Source organism: Pseudomonas sp. RIT-PI-a, from assembly GCF_001187875.1.
Taxonomy (GTDB): Bacteria; Pseudomonadota; Gammaproteobacteria; order Pseudomonadales; family Pseudomonadaceae; genus Aquipseudomonas; species Aquipseudomonas coleopterorum.
Genome location: NZ_LGIR01000011.1, coordinates 615,176 through 629,945, shown reverse-complemented (window position 1 = coordinate 629,945; position 14,770 = coordinate 615,176). Strand labels below are relative to the sequence as shown.

At 63.0% G+C, this 14,770-nt stretch carries 12 protein-coding genes; 11 read left to right on the top strand and 1 reads right to left on the bottom strand.

The annotated features are described in order from the left end of the window. The first annotated feature begins 30 nt into the window (after window positions 1-30). From AC788_RS05075 to AC788_RS05065, 3 genes are all read left to right on the top strand, one after another. Window positions 31-1,104, top strand: a complete 1,074-nt coding sequence (locus AC788_RS05075; RefSeq protein WP_049859510.1) for an FUSC family protein — start codon at window positions 31-33, stop codon at window positions 1,102-1,104. Window positions 1,105-1,219: 115 nt separating this feature from the next. Continuing rightward, window positions 1,220-1,525 (top strand): DUF6482 family protein, encoded by a 306-nt coding sequence (locus AC788_RS05070; protein ID WP_049859509.1) that lies wholly within the window; start codon window positions 1,220-1,222, stop codon window positions 1,523-1,525. Between the two features lie 176 nt (window positions 1,526-1,701). Continuing rightward, on the top strand, window positions 1,702-2,832 hold the full coding sequence (locus AC788_RS05065) for a lactonase family protein (RefSeq protein WP_049859508.1): 1,131 nt from the start codon (window positions 1,702-1,704) through the stop codon (window positions 2,830-2,832). A 9-nt stretch (window positions 2,833-2,841) separates the two neighbouring features. Here the strand turns inward: AC788_RS05065 and pcsA are convergent, their stop codons facing one another. Further along, a complete protein-coding gene (gene pcsA / locus AC788_RS05060) occupies window positions 2,842-3,561 on the bottom strand; it encodes a phosphatidylcholine synthase (protein WP_049859507.1) in 720 nt (239 codons plus the stop codon). Between the two features lie 413 nt (window positions 3,562-3,974). Between pcsA and ppnN the strand changes: the two genes are divergently transcribed. The 8 genes from ppnN (at window position 3,975) to AC788_RS05015 (ending at window position 14,769) form a co-directional block, all read left to right on the top strand. Then, the gene (gene ppnN / locus AC788_RS05050) at window positions 3,975-5,348 is read left to right on the top strand and encodes a nucleotide 5'-monophosphate nucleosidase PpnN (protein ID WP_049859505.1); all 1,374 of its coding nucleotides are present in this window, start codon (window positions 3,975-3,977) and stop codon (window positions 5,346-5,348) included. A gap of 255 nt (window positions 5,349-5,603) precedes the next feature. After that, window positions 5,604-6,362 (top strand): enoyl-CoA hydratase/isomerase family protein, encoded by a 759-nt coding sequence (locus AC788_RS05045; RefSeq protein WP_049859504.1) that lies wholly within the window; start codon window positions 5,604-5,606, stop codon window positions 6,360-6,362. A gap of 686 nt (window positions 6,363-7,048) precedes the next feature. Further along, window positions 7,049-8,113 (top strand): ABC transporter substrate-binding protein, encoded by a 1,065-nt coding sequence (locus AC788_RS05040; protein ID WP_049859503.1) that lies wholly within the window; start codon window positions 7,049-7,051, stop codon window positions 8,111-8,113. 12 nt (window positions 8,114-8,125) lie between these two features. Beyond that, window positions 8,126-9,190 (top strand): ABC transporter ATP-binding protein, encoded by a 1,065-nt coding sequence (locus AC788_RS05035; RefSeq protein ID WP_049859502.1) that lies wholly within the window; start codon window positions 8,126-8,128, stop codon window positions 9,188-9,190. Next, the gene (locus AC788_RS05030) at window positions 9,187-10,890 is read left to right on the top strand and encodes an ABC transporter permease subunit (RefSeq protein WP_049859501.1); all 1,704 of its coding nucleotides are present in this window, start codon (window positions 9,187-9,189) and stop codon (window positions 10,888-10,890) included. Before AC788_RS05035 ends, AC788_RS05030 begins: the two co-directional genes overlap by 4 nt. A 3-nt stretch (window positions 10,891-10,893) precedes the next feature. After that, window positions 10,894-12,435, top strand: coding sequence for an AMP-binding protein (locus AC788_RS05025; protein WP_049859500.1), 1,542 nt, complete (start codon window positions 10,894-10,896; stop codon window positions 12,433-12,435). A 105-nt stretch (window positions 12,436-12,540) separates the two neighbouring features. Next, window positions 12,541-13,338 (top strand): IclR family transcriptional regulator, encoded by a 798-nt coding sequence (locus tag AC788_RS05020; protein WP_201777929.1) that lies wholly within the window; start codon window positions 12,541-12,543, stop codon window positions 13,336-13,338. Between the two features lie 120 nt (window positions 13,339-13,458). Beyond that, a complete protein-coding gene (locus AC788_RS05015) occupies window positions 13,459-14,769 on the top strand; it encodes a substrate-binding domain-containing protein (protein WP_049859499.1) in 1,311 nt (436 codons plus the stop codon). The last annotated feature ends 1 nt before the right edge of the window (window position 14,770 follow it).

Sequence of the window (14,770 nt, the reverse complement as noted above, 5' to 3'; positions counted from 1 at the left end):
TTATTCCAGGTACCCATGGTCATTTAACGGATGAATGCATTCAAATCCATTGCTCTACCCTTCTGGTTGCGCCGCGTGCTGCGGCCGTTGCTCGATCCCTACCGTCGTTACCGGCACGCGCGCCTGATCCACGCCGCACGCATCGTCGCCGCCTTGCTGGTGTCCATTCTGCTGACCAGTGGCTTCAACCTGCCCCACGGCGAGTGGGCATCGGTCACCCTGCTGATCGTCATCGGCGGGCTCCAGCACCATGGCAATATCGGCAAGAAATCGGTGGAACGTGCCTACGGCACCCTCATCGGCGCCGCGCTCGGGCTGGCCGTGGTAGCCCAGCAGAACTACTTTGAACTGCCCATCGTCACTTACCTGCTGATGTCGGTGGCCTGCGGCTTCTTCGCCTACCATGCGATCGGCAAGGGTGGCTACACGGCGCTGTTGTCGGCCATCACGTTGTTCATCGTCGCCGGTCATGGCGACAATCCGATCACCGACGGCCTGTGGCGCACCGTCGACATCCTCATCGGCATCGCCCTGGCCCTGGCGTTTTCGTTCGCCCTGCCGCTTTACGCCGTGTATTCCTGGCGCTACAACCTGGCCACCGGGTTGCGCGGCTGCGCGACCATTCATAGTCGGATCGTCAGTGGCCAGCAGGTGTCAGCCGATGAACACCTCAAGCTGATGGCCAAGCTCAACGCGAACATGGTCCAGCTGCGCTCGCTGCTGCCGTCGGTGTCCAAGGAAGTGAAGATCTCCATGACCGAGCTGGACGCGATCCAGGGTCATTTCCGCATGTGCCTGAGCACTCTTGAAATCCTCGCCAACCTGCGCCCCAGCGGGACCGACCGCAACGCCATGGCGCAATTGCAGCAGTGCCTGAGCGGTGAGCACCGGCACATTCGTCGGCAACTGGTGGGCATGGCCCGCGCCTTGCGCGATGGTGCCACCGAACGGCTGGAGCGCAACTACGCCAGCGCCGATGCGGACGCGCCCAACGTGGTACCCGGTGAGCTGATCGGGTATCGCCTGCTGACGCTGCAATTGGTCAATAACCTCGACGGGCTGCAGCAACGATTGGCCAAGACCGCGAGCCGCTGGAAGATCTGATACGGCGCGCGCGAGGTGCCGCGCGATGGAACTCCCTCAGCGTGGCCAGCCTCAAACCTTGCATGGGGCAAGAGCGATGGCCACTCCGGTCCATCCCGCCATTTCGAGGTCGCGCATGAACATCGATAAATTGAGTAGCCACGTCAACAATGGCGAAATCCACGAAGTGAACCTGGTTTCCATGGAAGGTGGCTCCTACGTATTGCACGCCATCCTGGAGGGTGTGTCCCAGCCGGTGGCCAGTGACAATGGCGCAACGATTCACGTCGCCTCGGTCGAGGAAGCACGCAAAGTGCTGGCCGGTGTCGCCGACATCAAGTTGTTCCTGGTGCAGGGCAACGCTCATGACGAGATGATCGGCAACCCCGAGGAAGGCAACCACATCATGCGCGAAGAAATCCCCCTGCGTTCCAGCCTGTAATCATCACCCCTGTAGCAGCGGCGCAAGCCGCGTCGGCCACACCGCGTTCACACTGACCCGTTGCGCAGGCGGCCGACGCGGCTTGCGCCGCTGCTACAGGGGAAGGTGGAATTCTTTACTTCGGTGCAGTGCACTCATAGGATGACTGATCACAACAACAAAACCGAGGATCATTCATGCGTAAACATTTGCTTCTTGCCGCTGCCATTGGTTGCGCAGGCGGTATGGCTCAGGCCAACACCTTTGCCTATATCTCAAGCCCCGACGACGGCATGATCTCTCAATACCGCCTGGACGAAACCACCGGCTCCCTGACTCTGCTGCACCAGACCCCTGCTGGCGACAAGGTCAACCCCATGGCCCTCAGCCCCGATAACACGACCCTGTATGCCGCGCTGCGGGTCGAGCCCTTTCGAGTGATCGCTTACCGTATCGACCCCGGCACTGGCCAACTGACCGCCGCCGCCGAGGCACCGCTCGCTGCCAGCCTGGCGTACCTGAGCACCGATCGCAGCGGCCGCTACTTGATGGGCGCCTCCTACGGCGGCAACGTGCTCACCGTACAAGCCATCGATGCGGAGCATCGCCCGGCCAAGGAGAGCAAGGTCTACCCTACCGGCCCTTATGCCCACTCGGTGCGCAGCGACCCCAGCAACCATTTCGTCTACGCCACCTCGCTTGGGGATGAGAAGGTGATGCAGTTCTCCTTCGACCAGAAGAGCGGCGCACTGGAGCCCATCGGCCCTGCCCATGCGTCGGTGACAGCAGGTAGCGGCCCGCGGCACATCGCATTCGCGCCAGGAGGCAAGTTTCTCTACGTAGTGGGTGAGCTGAGCGGTACGGTCGACAGTTTTTCCATCGACTCGCAGACAGGCGCTCTGACCAAAGTGGCCCATGCCGAAGGCGTGCCCAAATCTCTGAATCTGGTACAGGGCGAAATCCGCAACGCGGCCAACAACGACCTCAAGGACGACCCTACCCCGCGGATCTGGGCGGCGGACATTCGCGTCTCGCCGGATGGTCAGTTGATCTACATCACCGAGCGCACCACCAGCTCCGTCTCGGCATTCAAGGCCGATCCGAACAGCGGTACGTTGAGCTTCCAGGGCAATTATCCGTTGCAGGAAAAACAACCGCGCAACATCGCCTTCTCACCCAGTGGACGTTGGTTGCTGGTGACCGGCGAGAAAGCCGACAAGGTGGGAAGTTATGCGGTGGGTGCGCAGGGTGCACTGACCCGCACCGCCGAGGCGCCTTCAGGCAAAGGCGCCCTGTGGATCGAGATGCTCAACCTGCCCGGCGTTTGAATCCAGGCATCAGGCGCGCAGACGGCCGAGCCATTCGACCACTGTGCGCCAGACGCAGATGCCCAGGAAATAAGCCGACATCAGGCTCCACAGCCCCATCGCTACCGGGTTGCTGGCCGGATGATTGAGGATCAGCACGAAGGTGCACAGCAGCCAGATCGAGGTCACGGCGATGTTGATCGCCATGAAGCGTCGGACCCGAAACGGGTGCAGGAACTTCATCTTGGTGACGGTCAGCAGGGCCAGACCGATCACGCTGAGCAGCGCCACCCACGGCGACGGCGAAATGATGTACATGCACAGCGCGACCACATTCCACGCCGCCGGGAATCCAACGAAGTAGTTGTCCTTGCTCTTCATGTTGACGTTGCAGAAGCAGAACAGCGACGACACCAGGATGATGCTGACGGTGATCAGCATGGTGAATTCGGGCAAGGGGATGTAGCGGTAGATGAACAGCGCCGGAATGAACACGTAGGTCAGGTAGTCGATCACCAGATCCAACGTGGAGCCGTCGAAGTGCGGCAGTACCGACTGGGTGTTGAGCTTGCGCGCCAGCGAGCCGTCGACGCCGTCCACCACCAGCGCCAGGCCCAGCCATAGCAGGCAGATCTTCGGCTGGCCATCGAAAAGCGCCAGTGTGGCAAGAAAGGCCAGCACCACGCCGGTGGCGGTGAAGCCGTGGGCGCCCCATGCTTTGAGCGTGGCCGAGGGTCTGATCAATATCACGGGGTGTTCTCCAGGAAGTAGACGGGCCAAGACAATCGCTGGCAGGTATCCACAGCATTGACCCGAAAGCGGCCTCTGTAAAAGGGTGGGCCGCAGCTATCGACCGGGCGTGTGGGGGTAAGGTTCACGACTCGGTCCCCGTAAGTGTCACAGGTAACGCGGTGCGCTGCCAAGCGATTCACTGCATTGGAGTTTTTCTGGCGACGGACGTTGACCGACGCGCAGCAGCCCGGAGTAAGATGAGACCAGTGTCGATCAGCCCCATGCCCAGGAGGAAACGGTTTTTCATCACCAGGACAAGCAGACCCGGCGCCCAGGCTTGAAAGACAGACAGCCTGGGGCCGGTGAAGTCGCTCATTATCCAGATGGGGCGGCCCGTGTGGCCGCGCTACAGTGCGTTAAGGGAATATAGAATGGCCCCAAGAAATGTGATCAATGCCTCGGTCAGCCCCAAGGGCAGCCTTGAAACCCTCTCCCAGCGTGAAGTCCAGCAACTCAGCGCCGCCGGTTCCGGCAGTACCTACACCCTCTTTCGCCAGTGCGCCCTGGCCATCCTCAACACCGGCGCCCATGTCGACAACGCCAAGACCATCCTCGATGCCTATCAGGATTTCGAGGTGCGCATCCACCAGCAGGACCGCGGTGTTCGCCTGGAACTGCTGAACGCTCCGGCCGACGCCTTCGTCGACGGCGAAATGATCGCCAGCACTCGCGAAATGTTGTTCAGCGCGCTGCGCGATATCGTCTACACCGAAAGCGAGCTGCACAGCCAGCGCATCGACCTGAGCGACTCCCAGGGCATCACCGACTACGTCTTTCATCTATTGCGCAACGCCCGCACCCTGCGAGCCGGTCTCGAGCCCAAGATGGTGGTGTGCTGGGGCGGCCACTCGATCAATTCGGACGAATACAAGTACACCAAGAAAGTCGGCCACGAACTGGGCCTGCGGAAATTGGACATCTGCACCGGCTGCGGCCCTGGCGTGATGAAAGGCCCGATGAAAGGCGCCACCATCGCCCATGCCAAGCAGCGCATGAGCGGCGGACGCTACCTGGGGCTGACCGAGCCGGGCATCATCGCGGCGGAAGCGCCGAACCCGATCGTCAACGAGCTGGTCATTCTCCCGGACATCGAGAAGCGTCTGGAAGCGTTCGTGCGCGTGGGTCACGGGATCATCATCTTCCCCGGCGGCGCGGGCACGGCCGAGGAATTCCTGTACCTGCTGGGCATCCTGATGCACCCGGACAACCAGGGGCTGCCGTTCCCGGTAATCCTCACCGGGCCCAGGAGCGCCGAGGCGTATCTGCAGCAACTGGATCATTTCGTCGTGGCGACGTTGGGCGAGGCGGCGCGGGATCACTACCAGATCATCATCGACAACCCGGCCGACGTGGCACGGGAGATGACCGAGTCGTTGAAGAAGGTCAAATCGTTCCGCCGCGAGCGTAACGACGCGTTCCACTTCAACTGGCTGCTGAAGATCGAGGAAAGCTTCCAGCGCCCCTTCGACCCGACCCACGCCAACATGGCCAACCTGGAACTGCGCCGCGCCCTGCCCCCGCATCAGCTGGCGGCCAACCTGCGCCGGGCGTTTTCCGGCATCGTGGCGGGCAACGTCAAGGACAAGGGCATTCGCCTGATCGAAGAACACGGGCCGTACCAGATCCGTGGCGATGCCGCAGTGATGGAGCCGCTGGACAAGTTGCTGCAGGCGTTCGTCGAGCAGCACCGCATGAAACTGCCGGGTGGCGCAGCCTATGTGCCCTGCTACCGCGTTGTGACCTGATCCTTCCCTCTCCATGATCCGCTCCCACACCCCTGCGTGGGAGCGGTCATCGGCCGCGAAACTCGCACCGCATAACACCTGACACACCGCACCGCCCTCTTCTCGGCACTGACCGCTGCCACCGTGTGCGCGTCGATCTGAGTGCGGTGGCCTCTGCTGTCGTGCGCGCTTTGCCAATAATCCACACAAACTTGTTGCGCATCCAGCGGGATAATTCTATCGTTATTCCACACCAACTATCGCATTGAGATAAATATGTCAGACATTGTGCTAGAAATAAAAGGCCCCGTCGCTGTCATCACCCTCAATCGTCCGGCGGTACTCAATGCCTGGACCACGCCGATGCGTAACGAAATCATCGTAGCCCTGAACGGATACAACACCGACCCTGCCATCAAAGCCGTGATCATGACCGGCGCTGGCGACCGGGCGTTTTCCGCGGGCCAGGACCTTTCCGAAGCCCATGATTTCGACGGCGATCGGGCCGTGGAATGGGTGGGTGAATGGGAGCGCTACTACGCCACGTTGCGCGGACTCTCCAAGCCTTTGATCATCGCGCTCAACGGCACGGCCGCAGGTTCGGCGTTCCAGGTCGCGCTACTGGGCGACATCCGCATCGGCCACCCCGGCGTGCGCATGGGCCAGCCAGAGATCAACTCGGGCATTCCCAGCACCACAGGTCCCTGGATCATGAACAGCATGCTGGGCATGTCGCGCACCATCGAGCTGACACTGACCGGCCGCTTGATGAATGCCGACGAGTGCAAGCAGATCGGCTTGATTCACCATCTGGTGCCGGCCGATCAGGTGATGAGCAAGGCGCTCGAAATCGCCGAAGAACTGGCCGCCAAGCCACCTATCGCCATGCGCCTGGACAAGCAGCGATTCCGCGAAATGAGTGAGCCGGGCTTCAAGGACTGCATCGAAGCCGGCCGACGCCTGCAAAAGGAAGCGTACGACTCCGGCGAGCCGGCACGCATGATGGAAGCCTTCTTCAAGGCGCGGGCCAAGTAAAACCTGGCCTACCTTCTGAAAGCAGATTAACAGTGGGAGCGCGCCAATTGTGGGAGCGGGCTCTGCCCGCGAAGGCGGCGATGCGGAGGCACTGATACACCGTGGAGGCCCGTTCGCGGGCAGAGACCCGCTCCCACAGGGTTCGCTCTCACACTGTGGGAGCGGGCTCTGCCCGCGAAGGCAGCGATGCCGGGGCACTGATACACCGTGGAGTCCCGTTCGCGGGCAGAGACCCGCTCCCACAAAGTTCGCTCTCACACTGTGGGAGCGGGCTCTGCCCGCGAAGGCGGCGATGCGGAGGAACTGATACACCGTGGAGTCCCGTTCGCGGGCAGAGACCCGCTCCCACAGGGTTCGCTCTCACACTGTGGGAGCGGGCTCTGCCCGCGAAGGCGGGGACGCGGAGGCACTGATACACCGTGGAGGCCCGTTCGCGGGCAGAGACCCGCTCCCACAGGGATCGCTCACACTGTGGGAGCGGGCTCTGCCCGCGAAGGCGGCGATGCGGAGGCACTGATACACCGTGGAGTCCCGTTCGCGGGCAGAGACCCGCTCCCACAGGGTCCTCTCCCACAGATCGCACTACGCACGGCGGCGGCCATGTACCTACCCCGGCTTTTTGCAACACCTTGACTGCCGACGTCCTGACTACCCAACGATCCATTCGTTTTTTGTAGGAGACTGTCATGCACACACCTTCCAACCCCGGACGCCGTCAGTTGCTCAAGGCCGGTGCCACCGTCGCTCTGGTCTGCGGTCTGCCCAGCGTAGTCCGCGCCGCCGACAAGCAGATCATCGTTTCCGATCCCGGTGGCCCCTACACCGAGGCCTACCGCAAGGCCTTCTACGACCCTTTCGAAAAAGCCACCGGCATCAAGGTCATCAGCGTCGCCCGCGAATCACAACCCGTGGCGCAGTTTTCGGCCATGGTGAAAACCCACAACTATGTCTGGGACGTCACCACCCTGACCATCTCAGCCGATATCCCCTACCTCGAAGCCCAGGGCTTTCTCGAACCCATCGGTCTGTCGGCCAGTGAATACCCCGACCTGTTGCCCGAAGCGATCACTCCCAACTTCCTGGGCGTCGATGTGTACTCCACCGTGCTGGCCTACCGCACGGACACCTTCAAGAATAACAAGGGCCCGCAGAGCTGGGCGGACTTCTGGAACGTCGAGCAGTTTCCCGGCCGTCGCTGCCTGCGCCGCAGCCCCTTGGACACGTTGGAACAGGCACTGCTGGCCGACGGCGTCGGCCTCGACGAGCTGTACCCGATGGACGTCGACCGCGCCTTCAAGAGCCTGGACAAGATCAAACCGCACATCGACCTGTGGTGGACCTCCGGTGCGCAGGCGATGCAGGCCATCCAGAGCGGCGAAGTCGACATGATCTCGGCCTGGAACGGCCGCGCCCAGGCGGCCATCGACAATGGCGCTCCGGTGCAGATCGTCTGGAACCAGGGGCTGTATTCCATCGAGGGCTGGGCGATTCCCAAGGGCACGCCACACGCTGACATGGCCAAGCAGTTCGTACGCTTCTGCGCCGATGCCAAGCGCCAGTCCGATTTCACCGACACGCTGGCCTACGGCCCCACCAACCGCAAGTCGTTCGAGTTCATCGCCCCCGAGCGCGCAGCGTTGTTGCCCACTGCGCCGCAGAACCTGGAACACATGCGCCTGCCCAGCCCGGCCTGGTGGGCGGAGCACCGCACCGCCGTGACCGAGCGGTTCAACGCCTGGATCTTGTCGTAAGGGAGTCGATGCATGAGCGTGAAACTTGAAACCCGTGGCCTGGGCAAGACCTATGGTCAGTTCGTCGCCCTGCAGCCCACCGCTGTGCAGGTGCGCGAGGGCGAGTTCCTGACCCTGCTCGGGCCTTCGGGCTCGGGCAAGACCACCTTGCTGCAGATGATTTCCGGATTGGTCCCGCCCGACAGCGGTCAGTTGCTGATCGATGGCCAGGACGCCACCCACATCGCCCCCGGCAAGCGTGGCATCGGACTGGTGTTCCAGAGCTACGCGCTGTTCCCGCACATGAGCGTGCGCGACAACGTGGCCTACGGCTTGCGCATGCGCAAGTACCCCAAGGCCGAGGTCAGCCAGGCAGTCGACGATGCCCTGTCCATGGTGCGCATGGAAGACTTCGCGCATCGCTACCCGAACGAATTGTCTGGTGGTCAGCAGCAACGCATCGCCCTGGCGCGCTGCTTCGCCTATCGACCCTCGATCATCCTGCTCGATGAGCCATTGGGCGCGCTGGACAAGAACCTGCGCGAGCACATGCAGCTGGAAATCCGCCGCATGCACAAGGAGCTGGGAGCCACGTTCATCTATGTCACCCACGATCAGGAAGAGGCGCTGACTCTGTCCGACCGCATCTGCCTGATGAACAGGGCGCGGATCGAGCAGTTGGCAACGCCAGCAGAACTGTACGATCGCCCAGCCACACGCTTTGCAGCCGAATTCATCGGCCATTCGAACCTGTTGCAGGGCCAGCGCGACGGTGCTGGCCACCTGCAGGTCGAAGGGCGACGGCTGGACCTGACCGGATGCGCCGGGCACCAGGCGCCCAGCGCAGGGACCGAGGCGTTTCTGCTAATCCGGCCCGAAGCCGCGCGCCTCACCGACCCCGCCGCTGGCCTGCTGCAAGGGATCGTGGATGAATGCGTGTTCCTGGGCAGTGACACCCGCGCCCTAGTACGCCTGCCCTCGGGCAACCGCTTCAGCGTGCGCTGTTCGCGCGACCTCAGCCCCCGCGTCGGAGACCCGGTGGGCATCGCCTGGGACCCGAGCCGGGCCACCCTCCTGCCCGCGCAGGCTGCGTCATGAGCTGGCGCAAGGGCCTGATTCCGGCCATCCCCGCCCTGCTGTTCCTGGCGCTGTTCTTTCTGTTGCCGGTTGCGGAAATGCTCATGGGCAGTTTTCAGAACGCCAGCGGCGAGCTGAGCCTGGGCAACTTCGAACGGATCGCCTCGACCCCGGTGTATGCACGCGTATTGGGCATCACCTTCTGGATCTCGGGACTGACGGCATTACTTTCGGTACTGCTGGCCTACCCCGTGGCTTACCTGCTCACGCGTCTCTCGCCCATGGGCCGCGAGCGCTGGTTGCTGTGGATCATGCTGCCGTTCTGGACCAGCTACCTGGTCAAGACCTACGCATGGATGCTGCTGCTGTCGCGCAAAGGACTACTGACCACCCTAGCCGCCGATGTGCTGGACAATCCATCCGGATTGGTCCCGGCACTTTCCGGGGTGCTGATCGGCATGGTGCATTCGATGCTGCCGCTGGCCGTGATCACCCTGCTGCCGATCATGCGCAGCATCGACCAACGCCTAGCGCCCGCCGCGCAGACCCTCGGCGCCAGCGGATCGATGAGTTTCTTCAGCATTTTCCTGCCGCTGTCGGCGCCGGGCATTGCCGCCGCTGGGCTGTTGGTATTCATCACCAGCCTGGGCTTCTTCATCGTGCCTGCGCTGCTGGGTTCGCCACGGGAAATGATGGTGGCGCAACTGGTGATTTCCTCGGTGCTCGACCTGTTCGACATGAACTTTGCCGGCGCCCTCTCGGTGGTGCTGCTGGCCTGCTCGCTGGTGGTGTTCGTGATCTACGATCGCATCGCCGGGCTGTCGTCGCTGGGCGGCGAGGCGCCCAGGGAGCGCCAGTCCGGGCGCGGCCTGCAGATGCTGATCTGGCTCGGGCATCTGTTTTCGGGCAAGGGCAACGCTCCCCGGCGCAGTGGCGACGGTGTGCTGCTCACGGGCTACAGCGTGTTGTTGGTCATGCTGTTGATCCTGCCAGTGCTGGTGGTCGTCCCGTTGGCCTTCACCAGCAGCCCGTTCATTGCCTTTCCACCCAAGCTGTTCAGCCTGAAGTGGTTCGAAGAATTCTTCACGTCCGCGGTATGGCAGGCGGCGCTGTTGCGTTCGCTGGGCGTCGGTGTGGCCACGGCCTTGTTGGCCCTGGTGCTGGGCTTTGGCGCGACCTTGGCACTGACACGGGTCAGCGCAGGTTGGCGCAAGGGCCTGTTCGCCCTGTTCATCGCACCGCTGATCGTGCCGCGCATCGTCATCGCCCTCGGCCTGCTCTACCTGTTTTCCCGACTGGGACTGGCGGGCAAGGACATCGGCCTGGTACTGGGCCATACCGTGCTGGCCCTGCCCTATGTGGTGGTGACCCTGTCCGCGGCCTTCAAGCAATACGACTGGCGTCTGGACGATGCTGCGCGGATCCTCGGTGCCGGCGCATTCACTCGCCTGCGCACGGTGACCCTGCCGCTGATGTCGGCGAGCCTGGTCTCGGCCTTCCTGCTGGCCTTCATCACTTCGTTCGACGAACTGACCATCGCCATCTTCGTCAGTGGCGGCATCAATACCACCTTGCCCAAGCAGATGTGGGACAGCATCCAACTGGCGCTGACGCCGACCCTGGCTGCGGTTTCCACCACCTTGCTGGTGTTCATCGTGCTGTTTGCCGTGATCGCCCAGTGGGTCTCGCGGCGCTCCAACTCCAAACGTCAAGGGCTCTGAACGATGCATCCATACACTCGATTCTTCCCGCATCGCATCAGTCAGGATCAACTGACCACCGCACCGCTTATCCATGCTGGCCTGATGATCGATGACGACGCTGTACGCGTCACTTTCGAAGGTCGTTCCCTGACTACACGGGAATTGCGCCAGCGGGTCGCCGCGCTGCAACAGGTACTGGCCGATCGTGGTCTGCATGCCGGGCACCGGGTTGCGGTCATGCTGGGCAACAGCGACGACCAGATCGTGTTGATCTATGCGTTAATCCTTAGCGGCCTGGTGTGGATCCCCATCAACACCAAGCTGCGCGGGCCGGGCCTGGACTACCCGTTCGAACATGCGCGTCCGGACCTTGTGGTTGGCGACGTCGAGTTTGCCGAGCGCCTGGCGGGCAGTGCCGCAGGCCACCTTGAATGTGTCGACATCAACACGCTGCACGAGCAGGCGCTGGCCTGCCCGGCCGCAACACTGCGCCTGGAAGACAGCGCGACCGACGCCACGCTCTGTGTGATCTACACCTCTGGCACCACCGGGGCGCCCAAGGGCGTGGTGTTCACTCATCGCATGTTGCGCATCGCCAGTGAAGCGGTATTGCAGGTCGCCGACGTCAAGGCCGGCGATCGTCTGCTGCTGTGGGAACCGCTGTGCCACATCGGCGGTGCACAGATGCTGTTGATGCCCTTTCTGGCCGAGGTCAGCCTGAACGTGGTGCAGCGGTTTTCCGCAAGCAAGTTCTGGGCGCAGTGCGTGCAAGTGCAGGCCACGCAATTGCACTACCTTGGCGGGATCATTGATATCCTCATGCAGCAACCCGAACAGCAGTGGCCTGCCCACCATGCTCTGCGCACCCTGTGGGGCGCGGGTGTCAGCCTGGCCAACTGGGCGGCGATCGAGCAACGTTTCGGCTGCAAGCTGCGCGAATGCTATGGCATGACCGAATGTTCCAGCTTCGCCACCTTGAACCGCACCGGCAAGCCCGGCTCAATCGGCCGCGCCTTGCCATGGCTGAGCCTGGAACTGCTGGACCCCCACGGCAAGCCCGTCGAAGTCGGGCAATTGGGCGAAATCGTACTCGCCAGCGAGGTCGACGGCGTCTTTCTGCCCGGCTACCTCGACAACCCGGAAGCAACGGCCAGCGCCTTGCGCGAAGGCCGCCTGTTCACCGGAGACATGGCTCGCATGGATGCCGAGGGCGACCTGTTCTTCGTCGGTCGTCGTACCGACAGCATGCGCGTGCGGGGCGAGAACGTGTCTGCCTGGGAGGTGGAGCGGGTGTTCAGTGGGCATCCAGCGGTGCAGGCCTGCGCCGCGATCGGGGTCGAGTCGACGGTCGGCGAGCAGGAAATCCTGCTGTACGTGCAACTGCAGACCGATACCCCCCCGGACTGGCCAGCCATGCTCGAATGGGCCGCTCGCCGGTGCGCCTCCTATCAATTGCCACGCTACTACCGGCAAGTGGAGGGGTTCGAGTTGACCCCCAGCGAACGCATCAAGAAACACCTGCTGCCCAAGGACGCCAGCCTGGCATGGGACAGCCGCAGTTGAATGCGGGACCAGGCCCGACTTGCACAGTAACGTTCTAGTGAATAGCGATAGAAAGTACCAGGCATCTGCCGGATAATCGGTTTTTTTCACCACTGTGTTGCGTTCATGGCCCGTACCCCGAAGACCCCACCTGCCGATCCCACGGCCTCCTCGCTCTACGTGCAGTCCGTCGACAAGGCCATGAAAGTGCTCATGGCCTTCGACGGCAGCCAGCGCCAGTTGTCGCTGTCCGACATCTCCGCACTGACCGGCATGGACCTCAGCGCTGCCCAGCGCTTCACCCACACCCTGGCGACCTTGGGCTATCTGAACAAGGACAGCAGCAAGAAGTACGAGCTGTCGCCGCGGCTGCTGGACTTCACCTATCACTACTTGACGTCCAGCGAACTGGTGACCCGCGCCGCACCCTATCTGCAACAGTTGAGCGCGGACACCGAAGAGGCGACCAACCTGACGGTGCTCGACGGCACCGACATCGTCTACGTGCAACGCATCGTCAGCCGGCACGTGTTCAACGCCAGCGTCATCATCGGCACTCGTCTACCGGCCTGGTGCACCGCGCCCGGTCAGGCGTTGCTGGCGACCTACAGTGACGATGAAGTGAACGATATCTTCGACCGCAGCCAGTTCGTCCAGCACACACCGGCCACCATCACCGATCGTGGGCAGATCTGGGCCAGCATCGAGCAGATCCGCCAGCGGCGCTATGCGCACACCGAAGACCAGTTCTTCTATGGCGATGTTTCCACCGCAGCGGCCATCGTCGATGGCAACGGCCGCGGGATCGGCGCGGTGAACCTGGCGGTCTCCCGCTCGCGCTGGGTCCCGGAGCGCGATACCAAGCGCTATGCCGATCTGGTGATCAGCGCGGCATCGTCGATATCGGTCAAGCGCAAGGTGTGATCCAGATGCTCCCGTAGGAGCGGTCATCGGCCGCAAACCACGCGCGCAGCAATAGCGGCCGTCATCGCTCTGCAACATGATTGACTTAATCTGCGAGGCTTCCCGACCCGGTAATTCGCCATGCACCGTCTGTTTTTCATGCTGTGCATCCTGAGCCTGTGCAGCGGCGCCCTCGCCGGCCCGGACACGTTGCGCATCCAGGGCTCCAATACCCTAGGTGCGGCGCTGCTCCCAGCCCTGGTGCGCGGCCTGCTCGAAGCCCGCGGCCTGCAGGATATCCAGACGTTCACCCCGGCTCCGGGCGAGCAACTCATTACCGCCCACGAGCCGAATGGCTCACCGCTGCGCTTTGCCATCGCCGCCCACGGCTCCAGCACCGGCTTCGACGGCCTGCTGAGCGGCCAGGCAGACCTGGCCGCTTCATCCAGACCGATCAGTGACCTGGAGCGTGCCCGACTGGCGCCTCTGGGTGACCTGACCAGTTTCGCCGCCGAACACGTGATCGCCATCGATGGCGTGGCGGTCATCGTTCATCCGGACAATCCCCTTCGACAACTGACAACGCAGCAGCTTGCCCAGGTGTTCAGTGGCGAGATCGACGACTGGCGCGTGCTCGGTGGCCGTGGGCCGATCCATGTACTGGCCCGGGACGATCGCTCGGGTACGTGGGAGACTTTCCGCGACCAGGTGTTGAGCCCTTATGGCAGTCGACTGAGCAGCCACGCGCTGAGGCTGGAATCCAGCGAGCAATTGTCGGATCGGGTCAGTGCCGATCGCCAAGCCATCGGTTTCATCGGCCTGGCCTCGGTGCGCAAGGCCCGAGCCCTGGCGATCGTCGACGGTGCCAGCCAGCCCATGGCGCCTACGGTCAGCTTGATCGCAACCCAGGACTATCCGCTGAGCCGACGGCTCTACCTGTACAGCGCGCCCACACGTCCCTCGCCCTGGGCCGACGCGCTGATCGCCTTCGCCCAGAGCGAAGCGGGCCAGGGCATCGTCGCCAGCCAGGGATTCGTGGCGCAAACGGTAAAGGCCATGAGCGTCCCGACTTCGCCCGACATGCCCCTGCTCTATCGGCAACTGGCCCGTGACGGCCTGCGCCTGTCGGTCAGCTTTCGCTTCGCCGAGGGCAGCGCCACGCTGGATAACAAAGCGTTGGCCGATGTGGTTCGGGTGCAGGACTACCTTGGCCGTCATGGTTTGCTGCAGAAAAAAACCACGCTGGTGGGTTTTGGCGATGCGAAGGACGATCCCGCCCGCGCCGTGTTGCTGTCTCGGCTCAGAGCCATGGCGGTGCGCCGGGAGCTGGTCAAGGCCGGCGTGGTGGTGCGCGACATCCAGGGCCTGGGTGCGCAGCTGCCGGTGGCGACCAATGCGGTCGATGAGGGGCGAATCAAGAATCGTCGGGTGGAAGTGTGGATCAACCCATAGC